The following is a 15,072-nucleotide window of genomic DNA, read 5'->3' as shown; positions in this document are numbered from 1 at the left end:
TCAGAATACATCTTTTGTATTCTGACAAAATCAATTAATTTATACTTTTATATCAGCCAAAACATTTTGATAGACTTTCTTAATTCCTTCTTCTAAAGAAATTTTGTATTTCCAACCTAAAGAAGTTAGCTTATCAACACTCATTAATTTTCTAGGCGTTCCATCTGGTTTTGATGTATCAAAAACTAATTCGCCTTCAAAATTCACGGTTTTCTTTACAAGCAAAGCCAAATCTTTGATACTTAAATCTTCACCAGTTCCGATATTTACAAGACTTGGGTCATCATAATTATGCATCAAATAAACACATGCTTCTGCCAAATCATCGGCATGAAGAAATTCTCTTTTAGGAGAGCCTGTTCCCCAAACTTCTACTTCAATAGTATTTCCATCTTTAGATTGTCGGATACCATATTTATTGAGAATTTCTAAAATTTCAGATTTATGAAGTTGGCTCATATCTTCTCCACCTATCAGAAAATGACGTAAATTATTTCTAATTCCGTCCCAGTTATTTTGCTCTAAGCACTTTCCTAGATGAAATTTTCTAATTAAGGCAGGTAAAACGTGAGAGTTTTTTAAGTCATAGTTATCACCTTCTCCATAGAGATTAGTAGGCATTACAGAAATAAAATTACAATCGTATTGACTTCTATAAGCTTCACAGAGTTTTATACCTGCAATTTTAGCAATAGCATAAGGTTCATTAGTTGCTTCTAAAAGTCCTGTCAAAAGATATTCTTCTTTGAGAGGTTGTGGAGCAAGTTTTGGATAAATACATGAAGAACCCAAAAACATTAGTTTCTTTACATTGGTTTTTCTTGCAGCTTCGATGATATTAGCTTCCATCATCAAGTTATCATAAATAAACTCGCCTCTATACGTGTTGTTTGCCAAAATCCCTCCTACTTTAGCTGCTGCCAAAAATACCCAGTCAGGTTTTTCAGCTTCAAAAAAATCGTTTACAGCTTGTTGATTTCGAAGGTCAAGCTGTTTGGAAGTGCGTTCTACAAAATTAGAATAACCTTGTTTTTCTAGTTCTTTTTTGATAGCCGAACCGACCATTCCACGATGTCCTGCAATATATATTTTCATATTAAATAGTGATTAATGATTAACGATTAGTGATTAATGTTAAAATGAAATTTCATTAAACACTAATCACTAAACACTAATCACTCGTAATAATTCATAGTTCTATGCCCTCCTTCTTGAAGGTATTTATCTTTTTTGAATAATTCTACATCAGCCAAAATCATATCTGTAACTAGTTGTTGTAGATTATATTTTGGTTTCCAACCTAATTTTTCTTGTGCCTTTGTTGCATCTCCAATAAGTAACTCTACTTCTGTCGGACGGAAATAACGAGAATCAACAGCAATTACTTCTGTGCCGATTTCTACTTGATATTCTGGATTTGAGCAAGATTTTACAATTCCTTTTTCTTCTTCATTTTCGCCTACAAATTCTAGTTCTATTCCTAATTCTTGAAAAGCAATTTTACAAAAATCTCTTACTGTTGTTGTGATTCCTGTTGCGATAACGAAATCTTCTGCTTTATCTTGTTGCAAAATGAGGTGCATAGCTTCTACATAATCTTTTGCGTGTCCCCAATCTCGTTTTGCATTTAGATTTCCCAAATAAACCTTGTCCTGTAATCCTAAAGCAATTCTAGCTGTTGCACGAGTAATTTTACGAGTTACAAAAGTTTCTCCTCTGATTGGGCTTTCGTGGTTGAATAAAATCCCGTTACAAGCATACATATTATAAGCTTCTCTATAATTTACAGTAATCCAATAGCCATACATTTTAGCTACTGCGTAGGGAGAGCGAGGATAAAAAGGAGTTTTTTCAGATTGTGGAACTTCTTGTACCAAACCATAAAGTTCAGAAGTAGAAGCTTGATAAATACGAGTTTTTTCTGTCAAATTCAGAATACGAACAGCCTCCAAAATACGAAGTGTTCCTAAAGCATCAACATTGGCAACATACTCAGGCATATCAAAACTCACTTTTACGTGAGACATTGCTCCCAAATTATAAATTTCGTCAGGTTGGACTTCCTGAATAATACGAATCAAATTTGTAGCATCAGTAAGGTCACCATAATGAAGTTTGAAACGATAATTATCAACGTGTGGGTCTTGATAGAGATGGTCTATTCGGTCAGTATTGAAAAGTGAACTTCTACGTTTGATACCATGAACTTCATACCCTTTATTGAGAAGAAGTTGTGCCATATATGCGCCATCTTGTCCTGTAATTCCTGTAATGAGTGCTTTTTTCATTCTAAATGTTTAATGTCCTATTATGAGGTCTGTATTTAATAGCTCTATTTTAAGCAATTTTGAGTGTTTAGCAAAAGTAATAAATATATACTAAAATGTAATACTTCTACTTTATTTTGAAAAAAGTATTTTGAGATTGCCATTTTCATTGAGTTAAACAAAACAACAAACTCTATCAAATTTTTCTCATTACAATTCTGATAAAATCAATAATCCTTTTATAAACTTCTCTTTCTTCGAAGCTTATCTCTTGACAAAACGAAAGTAATTCATCAAGTTTTTCTCTTGAAGGAATTAGGTTTTCAGTTTTCATTTTATCAAGTATCAAAATACAATTTTCTTTGTTTTTCTTACTGATAGTTAGTTTCAAATCATCAGTTAATAAAGTTACTGCTGTATGGGTGGCAAGTTTGCTTTTTATTTTTTCAAAATCACTTATATCACGATATTCATTTCTAATTTTTGGCTCTATGTCATTGCGCCTAAGAATAAGTAGAGTTGTATCATCTTTTTGATAATCAGCGTAATACTTAAATAATCTATTAATAGATTTTTGTAAACTTGAAGATTTGTTTATTTCTTTAATATCCGAATTGAAAGTAGATTTACAATCATAAAAACCGTCAGAAGCCAAAACAATGCTCTCTCCATAATTAAAATCAGTTGTTTTGATGGTTACTTCAACGTTTCCTGTTCCCAAAGCGTTAGTTACTCCATTTCTAACAATGGTCGTTCCTCCTGATGTGATTACTTTACCCTGTTTGTTTCGTATAATTACGTCTTTTGTTTCATCAATACTAATTTGTTCGATATTTTCTCGGTTTATTTTATAAATTCTTGTATCGCCAATATTTATAAAATGAATATGATTTTTATCAATATCCCAAATTACGGCTGCAAAAACAGTGAGCATTCCTTTGCAAGTATCAGGAGCATTAGAAATTCCTTTATCAATCTTATTACATATTCCTAAAAGGGTAGTTTCTGTGTAGTCTTTGCCGAGTAAATCTTGAGAGTAGTTTATAAAACTATCACAGGCTTCTTTAGAAGCAACCCAATCACAGTTTTTTGAGCCAACACCATCTGCAAGTGTCAAAATAACCATATTATTTTCTAAAATAATATGGTTGAATGAATCACCATTTTTAGTTTTCTCTTTGTCTTTAATTGATTTACCAACGATTTCAAAGTTATTTGTCATCATATTTTTGTGATAAAGAGTTGATAAAAACAGTCCTTACTCATTTCTAATAAAGCAAAAAAAGGAGTTTGAGGTGGCTTCAAATTCCTTTTATCTTACGTTTAAGTTTATCAAGTTTATCTACTTTTCTCCTTTTGGTTTAGAGTATCCACGGATGATGAGTGGAATCCAACCCAAAACAGGAACGAAATAAGAGATGGTAATTAAATTTTTGAAAAGTAAAGGCAGAAAATCTCTTCTACGCATACGTAATTTGAATTCGCCTTTTCGTCCTTCTTGCTCGTATTTTCTGTATTTTCTATCAAACTCACTAAAAAGTAGTGGCCAACCAATTGGTGTTAGATAAGGAAAAAAGCGAATTTTGCTTCCTCGTTTTTCCTTTCCCTTGTTGGCTGCTCTTAAATCTTTCCAATTAAAAGGCTTTTTGCCATATTTTTCTACTGATTCATCAAGTAATTTTTGAAATTCATCTCTTACGTGGTCTCTAATTCGGACTACATCTTCTTGTGTCGCTTCTTCTGCTGGTTTGCCCAAAAGTTCTAATGGATTGATTCGTTTTCCTCGTACATACGTCATCTTTGCAGGGAAACCTGTATAAAAAACCCAAGGGTAAATAGGAACAAGCGTAGTAATAAGTCCTAAGGGCAAAAACGGCACTCCTATTTTCCGAATGAGTTTATTTACCCAAGGAATACTATATGTGTGAGGGTTGATATATTCACCATTAACAGTCGCAAAAGGAACAATATCAGTTTTGTATTTGAGAGCCATTCGAATAAAAGAAGTCGAAAAACGTTGCGCTTGATACTTTCTATTAAATCCTTTTCCAATCCCTGGAACTCCTTCTGGATAAATCATAACATTATAATCGTTACAATTCATCATCGTTTCAAAATTAATAGTAGTAGCATCTATTCCACCTACTTTTTTCCATAAATTATACGCTCCAAACGGATTCATGAGTGCTGTTTGTGAAAGCATCGGAGCAACCAAAGGGCGAATTGCTTTCTTTTGAAAACCAAACTGTCTGAAAATCTCTGCTAAAAATATCATTCCGTCCCAAGGAAATGCCATTCCAGAGTGATTGCTATAATAAATAAGTGGACGCTCTGGGTTATTTCTTTCTTCTAGCTCATCAAAACCTACAAAAACAGGACGATAGTAATAATCTGACATAGGAGAAATTACATGTTCTATCAGTGCTTCTGTATATTTTTGATCAAAATGCTTATAATAAGTTTCAATATTTTTCTGAACATCTTTAGGAACTTTTCTTTCTTCGGCAAGTTCCAAACTTTTCAGCCATGCAGTAGATACTTCTTCAGGTATATTTTCAGGGACAGTAAGTGTTGTATTCGTACTCATAAATGATTTATAATTTCTTGTTGTGTGTAAAGAGCAGTAAAATAGAAGGATTTTACTAATAGCAAAGAGTTATCAAAATTAGTTTTTATTCTAATCGTATCACAAAATACGTTTTTATTGCTAAAAAAACAACTGTATTATCAGCACAGCTAGAAGAATCAAGTTATTTTATTTGCATCAAGTTTTGACTAAACTCTAGTAACAATTCGTATAAATTCTGAAAACCAAAAAGGGATAAATTTTGAGGCGTATCATTTATATCGTGGTAGGCTTGACTTCCTCCGTTCAAATACAAGAAAAAGCTAGGAACTCTTTTTTGATGGAAAAAATAATGATCAGAGTTGGCAGCCTCTCCTCTACTTTCTATTGTTTTCAAATAGTTGTGTTCTACATTTATTTTTTTTAGTAATTCAAATTCTTTTTCATAAATAGTAGCATTTACTACTGTTGCACCTTTTTCTCCTGTGCCTACCAAATCCAAATTTATCAAAAAGGCAATATTTTTTAATGGAAAAAGTGGGTTTTTAGTATAAAACATTGAACCTAAAAGACCGATTTCTTCCGAACCAAAAGCCATAAAACAGATAGAGTATTCAGGAGGATTTTCTGAATAATATTTTGCCAACTCTAAAAGCATAGCTACGCCAGAAGCATTGTCATTTGCACCAGCAAAATAAACGTCTTTTCCCATTTTGCCTAAGTGGTCGTAATGAGCAGAAAAAACAATTACTTTTTTAGGGTTTTTTGTTCCTTTTATATAACCAATTACATTTTGAGAGGGTTGAGGTTCTACTAGTTTCGCTTTTACTTTAAATTTTAATTTTTCTATCTTCTTTGCTTTTTTTGTAGCTTTCAAGTCATTCAAATCTAGCAAACTAAGAGGCTCATAAACAGGAAAAATGCTATCCAAAACTTCAAAATAAGGTTTTGAATAAGCAACAGGTGAAGGAACTCCAATTAATTTTTCTGTTCTGACGAAAACAGCCTTTGCTTCTTGTATTTTTTCTAAAAAGGCAGGATATTCTTGTTGAATTTTTTTTGTCCATTTATCTGAATACATTACAGCACTTTTTTTCAATGATACTTTTTTGAAAGCTATTTGTGCCGAATCATTCTCAAAAAAAACTGAGTCTAAATATAAAATACCTACTTTTCCCTTTCCAGAATTTGAGAAAGAAGCAACTAAATACTCTGTTCCTGCTTGAAAATTATATTTTTTAGATTTTAATTGTACTTTTTTTGGAAAAGTATTTACAGATTTTAGATTAAATGATTGAAAATAACTACTTTTGTGTTTCAATAATCCTATTTGTTCAAATTGTCTTGCAATGTAACCTGCAGCCAATTGTTCGCCATTATTAACATAGCCTCTTCCTTGCATTTTGGGGTTACAAAGTATATCTATTGTATTTTTTGCGTTTTTTGTTACCTGTGGGTATGTTTTTTGGCTTTCTTGTGATAAGAGATGTAATGTGTCTTTTTCTATACTTAAATTGGAATTAATCATTTCTGACCTTTGTGTAATACTTAGAGCAGAATTTGATAAACAAAAAAGTATATAAATAGTACCAATACTGATTATATAACGAAAATAATGTAAGGTTATTAGTGATTTTTTAGAACAGAAGACAGGATTCATTTATTTTAGAGTTATTTTTTTAAATTATTTTTTTAATGTTATCTAAAAATTTTATTTTCACAGCTCTTTTTTTTGGAGTTATATTATTTTGTATTTCATGTTTGGGAAATCAAAATAAGGATATAAAAAAGTACAGTTATACTACTTTACCGACTGATTCTAGTAATTTCACAACTACTTTGGATAATATAGAAGCGATAAAGAATTCTAATTTTGACTTAGATGGAAAATGGCAACTAAAAATAGATTCCCTAGAAGACAGCCAGTATTTATATTTGATTTTTGAAGGTAGAAAAGTATATTCTAATATGAATACTAATTATTCAAAGAAAGAAGGAGATTTGAAAGAGGAGCAAGTTTTCGCAATTTATAACAAATGCCCTGATGAAGCAGGAGTTTATGATAAAAAAGGTAATTTTTTAGTTATTGGAAGTGGAAATGAAAAGCTAGTTTGTTATGAGGTAGTTTCTTACGAATCTACAAAAATTATTCTTTATGATGTTGCAAAAGGAGGAAAGTTAGAATTTACGAAAGTTGATTAATTTTCGCTTCTCAAACTTTAATATTCGTCTTCATATTCATCTTCTTCTATTTCATATTCTAACTCTTCATTATCTTCAAAAAGCTTGATAGCAGGTTGGTAATTCGAACACATTTTCAAACAACGTGAAAGCCAACGAACAGCTTCTCTGATATAAACTAATACTTGTTCGTCTCCAGTAAATTCTGCATCTTCTAAAAGTAACAAAGCAGTATCTAAATAAGCTTTTCCAAAGTCATAAAGCACCCCTGGTTGGTCTTTTACATACAAAAACATCGTTTCATAGAGTGGTTTTGCCTCTTCTATCTGCCCTGTGTAGCCTAACAAATTAGCTTTTGTAAGCTCAGCATAAGAAGAATCAATATCAGTTTCTATTTTATTTTTGGCAACAAAATCAGCCATTGCACCAATAATAAAAGGAACATTTTTCCAAAAACGAGGGCGTAGTTCTCTTTCTGTACAGCTATCGCATTGAAAAGTTTTCTCAAAAGAAAATGCTTTATCTTCTTTTCCATAAAAATATGCTTCTACTTTTGGCGTAACTTGAATTCGATTATAATAATTACAAACAGGACAGATTTTGTAGTCATTTAAATCTGTGTAGTTTCCGTATTTATTGAAAATTGAATCACAATATCTACAAAAAATATATTTTGTCGGTGCTAAGTAAGATAAATCTAAATGACTTCGGCAAGTTGGGCATTCAGCTTTTCTAAAGTTATGAACTTCATCTTGTGTCTTCAATTCTTCTTTTCGTTCTTCTACTTGTAGTTCTGTATATTTTCTATCAATCTGACTTTTTATATCAAAAGCTTCTTCTTCATCTACCCGAATCATAAAACCATTAAAATCAGGCAATAAAAACTCATCTACTTCTGTACGTTCTCCTGCTTTTATAATGAATGAAAGGCGATTACGATAACGTACTACTTCTTGAAGCTCTGAAAATTTCAGTAATTCTCCATCAAAATAAACACCTTCCTGTTCGATAGAACCTTGTTTATCAAAATAAGAGGTTGGTTTGTTTTCTATATTTAAGAATCGAAAATCAAAGTCAAACATAAGTTTTGTAGTTAGCCGTTAGTAGTAAATAGTTGCCAATTGGGTATATAAATCAAAGTTAAAGATTAAATTTTATTCCTTTCTAATTCTTTAAGTCCAACTTTTAGAGTTATTCTTTAGATAAAAATTACTTCTTAAATTATCCTAATTATAAATTGTTTCAAAATTATTCATTATAAATTCATAAATTCGCAGTATTGAAAGATGTATTTTCAAAAATACTAAAAATTAATTAGTTACTCATAATAAACACACCAATTAGAATTTTATGGCAACAGAAGGAATACCAGTAAAACCAGACAAAGATGCATTCGAAGGCGACTTGCAAGAACTGTTTGGACATCCGAAAGGACTTTTTTATCTCTTTTTTGCAGAAATGTGGGAACGATTCAGTTTTTATGGAATGCGTGCATTATTGACACTTTACATGACAAAAGTCTTGTTTTTTGGAGATGCAAATGGAGAAACAATATCAATTACTATTTATGCAGCTTATGGCGCTTTAGTATATGCTACACCATTTATTGGTGGAATGATAGCTGATAAATTACTAGGGTATCGTAAGGCTATTATGCTGGGTGGTATTTTGATGGCAGTCGGACACTTTGTTTTGGCAATAGAAAATGATATTGCTTTTTATGCTGCTTTGGCATTGATTATTGTAGGAAATGGATTTTTTAAACCCAATATTTCTTCTTTTGTAGGTACACTTTATAAAGAGGGTGATGCTAGACGTGATGCAGGTTTTACTATCTTCTACATGGGTATCAATGTAGGTGCTGCTGCTGCTCCTCTAGTTTGTGGTTGGTTAGGCGAAACCTACGGTTGGCACTGGGGATTTGGTGCTGCAGGTGTAGGAATGTTGTTAGGTTTAGGAGCTTTTTGGAATGGAACACAAGGTAATGTTTTTGGAGCGCAAGGTTATCCACCAGAAGGTAAAGGAACATTAAAGCAAATGGTAGAATCTATTGTTTACTTAGGTGCTTTTATATCTGTTCCTGTTTTTACATTTTTGATGTGGAAAAATGAATATGTTTCTTGGATTTTGTATGCTGCTCTTGCTGTAAGTATTGCTTATGTAATCTTTATTTTTACGAAAGTTTCAAAAGAAGAGGCTCAACGTGTCTTTGTAGTTTGTTTACTGACCTTTTTTATTACAGTCTTTTGGTCATTTTTTGAGCAAAGTGGTAGTTCTCTAACTCTTTTTGCTGATAACAATGTAAATCTTGTTTGGCTTAATGCTTCACAAACAAACTTTATCAATCCAGCATTTATTGTCATATTTGCCATTATTTTCTCTACTATGTGGGTACAGCTTTCTAAAAAAGGACTCAACCCTATTACGCCAATAAAATTTGCTTTAGGAATTGCTCAACTTGGTTTAGGGTTCTTAATATTTGCTTTTGCCATTCGCTATGTAGATGCTAGTGCGAAAGTTCCTATGATATTCTTAGTATTAGGTTATTTATTTATGACAACAGGAGAGTTATTTATCTCCCCAGTAGGACTTTCTAAAGTAACTGAACTTACACCTAAACAATATGTAGGTTTTATGATGGGAGTTTGGTTCTTGTCATCTGCTTTTGCTCACCATATTGCAGGTATTATTGCAAACCTTACAGCAGGTGGTGGAAATGATGCAGGAGTAGTTTCTGAACCTACTTTTATTGATGCACTTATAGAAATGGTTACAGGAATTTCGGTAGAACAAGCATCTGAATTTAGTGAAGGAATGGAGAAACTCTATACTTATTCTACTGTATTTTCTCAAGTAGGATTTGCAGCAATTGGATTTGCTATCTTTGCGCTTATTCTTTCTCCTTGGATGAAAAAATGGATGCACGGAATTAAATAAGTCCTATTTTTATAAAATAAAGTAGCAATCAAAAAATCCTTATCAAAATAGTATTGATAAGGATTTTTTGATTTAAAAGTGAAACAAGCTTGTTTGCCCACGATTAAAATCGTGGGTTTCGTTTTTTTAAAGAATGCTAAGTTATCAATTGTACAGTGAAACAAAAAAACAGATGAATCTGAAAAAAGATGAAAATAATTTATTTTGAAACCCTATTACCTAGAAAATCCGTTATAGAACTAAATACCGTTTTTATAATTAAAATAAGCTAATCAGTTTTGTAATTGCTCAAAAAAATCGTATTTTGATAAATATTTAGTTCAAAACTAACTCAAGTTTGTAATCAATTCTCATTTATAAAAATAAATTAACCTAATTCTATGGAAAATTTCGATTTCTTATATCCTTTGGCGTATGGTGGACTTCTGCTCTCAGCAGCCGTTTACTTCTTCCTCAAGGAACGCCAACACGCAGCAGGTTTTGCAAGAAACAGCTTTTTTGTTTCTTCTCTACTCTATGTCCTTTCGCTATTCTTCAATGATGGTGGGCTTATGTACGACCTTTTAGGCGTTCTTACTCCAGATTTGGCAATTCTTACTGTCGTAATTTTGATTTTTAACCGTCTTGCACCTCGTCCTAAAGTTCTTTACTTCACTATTTTTGCTGTTATTGCAGGATTGAAGTTATTCTTTTTTGATGCAGGAAGAGAAGCTGCCGTAAATTATTTTGAAACAGGTTCTATGTGTGGAATGGAATCAAATGAAGCTAAAACTATCATTGGCGATAAAGAACCTGCTACTTTGCCTTCTAACTTATCTTCAAATGGTGAGCTTCTTTTAGATTTGAATATGACCAATAAAGATGATATTGTTCCAATTTTGGAAAAATATAATATGTCTATTCGTAGAGCTTTTCCTAATTTAAAGCACGATGAGTATTCTGAATTAGAAGAATATTATATTTTAGATATTCCTACTTTCCAATTAAAAAATATTGATGTAATCATTGGAGAGCTTCAAGAATCGGGTGCAATAGATTATTTAGAAAGAAATGAAATCTTAGAGCTTCCAACAAATCCAACTACTTCTTTTGATGTAGCTCCAAACAAACCTTCTTTTGGAATCAATGACCCTAACTTAAAAGACCTTTGGGGATTTGAAAAAATGGGAGTAGCAGAAATGTATGCTTCTTTGAAAGAACAAAAGCCTAAGAAAAAAGCAAAGATTGTTATCTTAGATACAGGCGTAGAAGCTGACCACGAGGATATTACTGCAAATTACCTTTCTATCGAAAAGAAAAGTGATTATGACAAACTAGGACACGGAACGCATTGTGCAGGAATTGCAGCAGCAGTAACAAATAATGGAAAAGGAATCGCTTCTTTTTCTCCAAATTCAGAATTTGTAACTGTTTCTAGTGTTAAAGTATTAAATGATGCTGGTTTTGGTTCTCAAGAAACTGTTTTGGCAGGAATTATTAAGGCAGCAGATTCAGGAGCAGACGTAATTTCACTTTCTCTAGGAGGGCCTTCAAACGATTCTCATCAGAAAGCTTATTCAGAAGCTGTAAAGTATGCAAATGCAGCAGGTGCAATTGTTGTAGTGGCAGCAGGAAATTCTAATAAAAATGCGAAAGATTTTTCTCCAGCAAATGCAGATGGTGTGATTACGGTTTCTGCTATTTCGCCTGATTTGAGTATTGCTCCTTTTTCTAATCATGTACAAGATATGGAAATGGGAATTGCAGCTCCAGGAGTTCAGATTTTTTCTACCTATCCTAAAGGAAAATACAAATTCTTGAATGGTACTTCGATGGCAACTCCTTATGTAGCTGGTCTTTTGGGTGTGATGAAAGCATTAAACCCAGAACTAGATACAAAAACTGCTTATCAAATATTGAAAGAAACTGGGAAAGAATTAGATGCTGGAAACAAAGCTGGTAATTTTATTCAAGCTGACAAAGCAATTAATGCAGTTTTGGAACAAGAATAAATTTGTGAAATATGTCATTGATGGTTATACCAACAAGGGCAAGTTTATTTTTCTAAAAGATAAAAGCCTATTCAATTTTTATGATTGAATAGGCTTTTTTTTGTCAAAAATGGAGTTTTTTTAGCGTTTTTTTCGGATGGTTCGCATAATCAATACGCTGATAGCACAGGCAAGTGTAATACAAGCGAGAGCAAATAAAAGTCCTTTGTCGCCTTGTACACGGATTCCTAAAATAAAAATATGAGAAGTAATTGCTCCTAACATAATTACAATTGCCCCCAAAGCTCCAATACGACGAGTTTTGGGAATTAAAATCAGAATGGCTACAATAAGCTCAAGAAAACCAGCTAAATATCTTCCTGAAGGTTCTGCATTAAGTTTAGAAAAAATCCACACAGATTCGGGAGCTGCACCAAATTTAAAATAAAGGGTCTGAACAAGAATCACAGCTACCAAAATAGATAAAATACCTTCAATTGTTTTTTGCATGAATTTTTTGAGTCTGAAATATTTGAAAATTATATGTACAATATATGAATTTTTTGAATCATAGGAAAGTGAGAATAAACCATTCCACGATAACTTTGAAATAACTTTGACGTTTATTAAAATTAAATCATAAAATAAAATGACTTTTTTTCGTTAAATTAGAGAAGTCTGATTATCCATTTTTACAATTTAACTTTATGAAAACTACTATTTTATCTGTCTTATTATTTGTTTTATTTTCCTTCTTCAATTTTTCTTCTGCACAGATGACGCACATAGAACTAGCAGAACTCATAGAAAAACAGCAAGTTGAAATCAATGCACGAGGATTGGGAGGTTATTTTGGCGAAAAATTATTGCTCAATATCTATAACACGTACTCAAGACCACTTTTGGTTAAGATTTCGGCAGGAACAGTATTTCAGAGTGAAGATGAAAGTATTCAAGATTTGATGATTTTAGAAGATTATCAATTTGCTATTCAAAAAGGAGCGACCAAACTTCAACCTGTAATGACAGCCTGTATTCAAGCAAGTAATGGCTCTCCTTACAAAAATGCGCTTTATAATTTTAATAGATTAGATACTGAAGGACTTGCAAAAGTAGCTCAAACGATTGCAAAGTATGATTATCAAAAAGAATATCTTGCTCAATCTAGTGTTTGGTGTGTTTCGAATAAGAAGGAAACTAATTATCTCTCCCATCCGAAACAAGAGGTTTTTGAAAACTTAGCAAAGGCTGTTTGTGAAGCAAAAGGAGAAGATTTTGATAAAATGAAGTTTGCAGCACAGGAAAGATATATTCCTACTTATACTTTTAATGGATATTTACAGACTTTTTTGGAAAACGACCAAAAAATAAATATTGAAGTTTATGATGAGCAAGGAAAGTTATTCAAAACAATCATAGAAGATTATGAGGCAAAAGCAGGTTTTTTTTATCGTTCATTTATGTTTACACAACAAGTAGGAGAAGATGCAACTTTTAAAGTAAAGCTAATCAATCTAGCAAAAGAAAACGAAGAAAGAATTTTGGCAGAGCAAGAGATAAATAAAAATAGTATTGCTCATAATGAAGATATGAAACTTATCGAAACTGAAAATAAGTTTGTTTTTGTTTTAGATGAGCCTACAAAACTAAATCTCGCTTTATATGATGATGAAAACCATCTTTTTAAATCTTATTTTACAGATAAAGAATATAACAAAAGCTCACAAACGGTAATAAATATTCGCCATAATGCTTTTATCCCTAAGAGTGGAAAATATTTTTTGATAGCTAAAGATGAAAACGGAAAAGAAGTAGGAAGAGAGCGAGTTTATACAGACGGACACAAAATAGAACGCAAAGAAATGCTTGTTCAACGTCATAATTTTGAGGTTAATCTTGTTGATCCAGTTTCAGGAGTGAGTCTTGATGTTTATGACCAATATGGCAATAAAGTAGCTAATATTTTAGAAAATAGTGGATTACATCACGGTTATAGAACCATTCCAACTGTCTTTAAACACTATTTGGGAAGAGGACAAACATTTTATTTTAGAATGACTGACAGAAATGGCGTTTTGATAAAAGAAGAAGTTATCAAAGGTAAATAGATGAGTATTTTGTTGTTGGTGTTACTACCACAAAACACCAACAACAATAAAGGCTGCTTTTGTAAAGTTTTATAATAATTAAGACTGTTTTGGATAATTTGGGTCTTTCAAAATCTTCAATGGTTCTTTAATATTAATATTTCCTTTACTAAATCTTGATGCTAGTTTTTTAATAGTATCATATTCTTTTGCTTCTTCTGTATATAAAAATACTTCTACAAAAACAGGTATTTCTATCAGTCCTTTCAAGAACGGTTCAATATCTTTATAATTTGAGTTAGGAAGTGTTTTTACATGGTTTGTTCCATCTTTTAAATAGATTAAAAGCTCTGGTATTTTTGAGGAAACTATATGCATTTTGCTTCCATTCATATACCTCTGAAACTTAATTTCTTCTATGTCTTGCCAATAAAATACGTCTTTTCCTACTTTTATTCTATTTTTGAAAATAGATATATCATGTTTTTTGAAGCCTATTATACTTCTAAAAAAATCACTACTAACAAAACGCCAACTTACAAAGAAACTCAAACCACAACTACCGAAGAAACTAACAATCACAAATATGCCTTTTAAAGACTCATTCAACAGAATAGAGTCTGGAAGAAAAGAAGTAACCAAAAGTAAAGGAGACATACCAAAGAACAGACTTGTGAAAGAAAGTAAAACTACAACTCCATCTGTATCAGCTCTTTTTTTGAGAAAAACAATGCTATTTTTATCCTTTTTTACAAGAAGTTTAGAAGGAACTAAAGGTATAAAATCTAAAGTTTTATTCTGCTCACAATGCTCATAATTCACATATTTCCAACTCTCCTCCAAAAAACATGAGCTACAATTACCACAGAAAACTACTTTATCATTTTCTGTGATTTTATCTCCTGTAATGGGATCAGTTCGTTCAATGATATGCGAGTGAGCAGAATTATTTAATTGATGAGTATGATGCATGATTTAATTTCTGTAATCCAAAATAATCTCAATAATTTAAATATGTTTTAACCTTGAGAGTCTTTTTAAAATACTGTCAAGGTTAAAAAACG

12 protein-coding genes are annotated in these 15,072 nt (G+C 31.7%); 4 read left to right on the top strand and 8 right to left on the bottom strand.

Annotated features, from left to right (window positions below; all coding sequences use genetic code 11):
• Positions 1-39 precede the first annotated feature (39 nt).
• The 5 genes from WAF17_RS01855 to WAF17_RS01835 all read right to left on the bottom strand — a co-directional run bounded on the left by WAF17_RS01855 (position 40) and on the right by WAF17_RS01835 (position 6,361).
• Complete coding sequence (locus WAF17_RS01855; protein ID WP_338765539.1) at positions 40-1,095, bottom strand: GDP-L-fucose synthase; 1,056 nt, start codon at positions 1,093-1,095, stop codon at positions 40-42.
• Positions 1,096-1,175: 80 nt separating this feature from the next.
• Positions 1,176-2,288: a GDP-mannose 4,6-dehydratase gene (gene gmd, locus WAF17_RS01850; protein ID WP_338765536.1), complete on the bottom strand. Its 1,113-nt coding sequence runs from the start codon at positions 2,286-2,288 to the stop codon at positions 1,176-1,178.
• Positions 2,289-2,463: 175 nt separating this feature from the next.
• Positions 2,464-3,492 (bottom strand): protein phosphatase 2C domain-containing protein, encoded by a 1,029-nt coding sequence (locus WAF17_RS01845; protein WP_338765533.1) that lies wholly within the window; start codon positions 3,490-3,492, stop codon positions 2,464-2,466.
• Positions 3,493-3,609: 117 nt separating this feature from the next.
• A complete protein-coding gene (locus WAF17_RS01840) occupies positions 3,610-4,854 on the bottom strand; it encodes a hypothetical protein (RefSeq protein ID WP_338765530.1) in 1,245 nt (414 codons plus the stop codon).
• A 163-nt stretch (positions 4,855-5,017) separates the two neighbouring features.
• Complete coding sequence (locus tag WAF17_RS01835) at positions 5,018-6,361, bottom strand: M28 family peptidase (RefSeq protein WP_338765528.1); 1,344 nt, start codon at positions 6,359-6,361, stop codon at positions 5,018-5,020.
• Positions 6,362-6,528: 167 nt separating this feature from the next.
• Here WAF17_RS01835 and WAF17_RS01830 point away from each other — a divergent pair, with 167 nt between their 5' ends.
• Positions 6,529-7,035 carry a hypothetical protein gene (locus WAF17_RS01830; RefSeq protein ID WP_338765525.1) on the top strand — a complete coding sequence of 169 codons (507 nt, stop codon included), beginning with the start codon at positions 6,529-6,531 and terminating at the stop codon, positions 7,033-7,035.
• 17 nt (positions 7,036-7,052) lie between these two features.
• Here WAF17_RS01830 and WAF17_RS01825 read toward each other — a convergent pair whose 3' ends face one another.
• A complete protein-coding gene (locus tag WAF17_RS01825; protein WP_338765522.1) occupies positions 7,053-8,096 on the bottom strand; it encodes a hypothetical protein in 1,044 nt (347 codons plus the stop codon).
• Between the two features lie 268 nt (positions 8,097-8,364).
• On the opposite strand from WAF17_RS01825, the gene WAF17_RS01820 reads away from it, so the two are divergent.
• Together WAF17_RS01820 and WAF17_RS01815 are read left to right on the top strand one after the other, a co-directional pair.
• Entirely contained in the window at positions 8,365-9,951 is a 1,587-nt protein-coding gene (locus WAF17_RS01820; RefSeq protein WP_338765520.1) for an oligopeptide:H+ symporter, read from the top strand.
• A 380-nt stretch (positions 9,952-10,331) separates the two neighbouring features.
• A complete protein-coding gene (locus WAF17_RS01815) occupies positions 10,332-11,942 on the top strand; it encodes a S8 family serine peptidase (RefSeq protein ID WP_338765517.1) in 1,611 nt (536 codons plus the stop codon).
• A gap of 120 nt (positions 11,943-12,062) precedes the next feature.
• Here the strand turns inward: WAF17_RS01815 and WAF17_RS01810 are convergent, their stop codons facing one another.
• Positions 12,063-12,431: a DoxX family protein gene (locus tag WAF17_RS01810; protein ID WP_338765514.1), complete on the bottom strand. Its 369-nt coding sequence runs from the start codon at positions 12,429-12,431 to the stop codon at positions 12,063-12,065.
• Between the two features lie 197 nt (positions 12,432-12,628).
• On the opposite strand from WAF17_RS01810, the gene WAF17_RS01805 reads away from it, so the two are divergent.
• Positions 12,629-14,029 (top strand): hypothetical protein, encoded by a 1,401-nt coding sequence (locus WAF17_RS01805; protein ID WP_338765512.1) that lies wholly within the window; start codon positions 12,629-12,631, stop codon positions 14,027-14,029.
• Between the two features lie 78 nt (positions 14,030-14,107).
• On the opposite strand, the gene WAF17_RS01800 is transcribed toward WAF17_RS01805, so the two are convergent.
• Complete coding sequence (locus WAF17_RS01800; protein ID WP_338765510.1) at positions 14,108-14,980, bottom strand: hypothetical protein; 873 nt, start codon at positions 14,978-14,980, stop codon at positions 14,108-14,110.
• Positions 14,981-15,072: the final 92 nt, after the last annotated feature.

Origin of the sequence: Bernardetia sp. ABR2-2B (assembly GCF_037126435.1) — a bacterium.
In the GTDB taxonomy this organism is placed as follows: domain Bacteria; phylum Bacteroidota; class Bacteroidia; order Cytophagales; family Bernardetiaceae; genus Bernardetia.
Note: the sequence above shows the minus strand (reverse complement) of the source record. Positions and strands in the feature narration are given on the sequence as shown.

Bases quoted from the DNA above. Each gene is read 5' to 3' on its own strand.
- WAF17_RS01855 (WP_338765539.1), bottom strand. From the start codon at position 1,095: ATGAAAATATATATTGCAGGACATCGTGGAATGGTCGGTTCGGCTATC.
- gmd (WP_338765536.1), bottom strand. From the start codon at position 2,288: ATGAAAAAAGCACTCATTACAGGAATTACAGGACAAGATGGCGCATAT.
- WAF17_RS01845 (WP_338765533.1), bottom strand. From the start codon at position 3,492: ATGATGACAAATAACTTTGAAATCGTTGGTAAATCAATTAAAGACAAA.
- WAF17_RS01840 (WP_338765530.1), bottom strand. From the start codon at position 4,854: ATGAGTACGAATACAACACTTACTGTCCCTGAAAATATACCTGAAGAA.
- WAF17_RS01835 (WP_338765528.1), bottom strand. From the start codon at position 6,361: ATGATTAATTCCAATTTAAGTATAGAAAAAGACACATTACATCTCTTA.
- WAF17_RS01830 (WP_338765525.1), top strand. From the start codon at position 6,529: ATGTTATCTAAAAATTTTATTTTCACAGCTCTTTTTTTTGGAGTTATA.
- WAF17_RS01825 (WP_338765522.1), bottom strand. From the start codon at position 8,096: ATGTTTGACTTTGATTTTCGATTCTTAAATATAGAAAACAAACCAACC.
- WAF17_RS01820 (WP_338765520.1), top strand. From the start codon at position 8,365: ATGGCAACAGAAGGAATACCAGTAAAACCAGACAAAGATGCATTCGAA.
- WAF17_RS01815 (WP_338765517.1), top strand. From the start codon at position 10,332: ATGGAAAATTTCGATTTCTTATATCCTTTGGCGTATGGTGGACTTCTG.
- WAF17_RS01810 (WP_338765514.1), bottom strand. From the start codon at position 12,431: ATGCAAAAAACAATTGAAGGTATTTTATCTATTTTGGTAGCTGTGATT.
- WAF17_RS01805 (WP_338765512.1), top strand. From the start codon at position 12,629: ATGAAAACTACTATTTTATCTGTCTTATTATTTGTTTTATTTTCCTTC.
- WAF17_RS01800 (WP_338765510.1), bottom strand. From the start codon at position 14,980: ATGCATCATACTCATCAATTAAATAATTCTGCTCACTCGCATATCATT.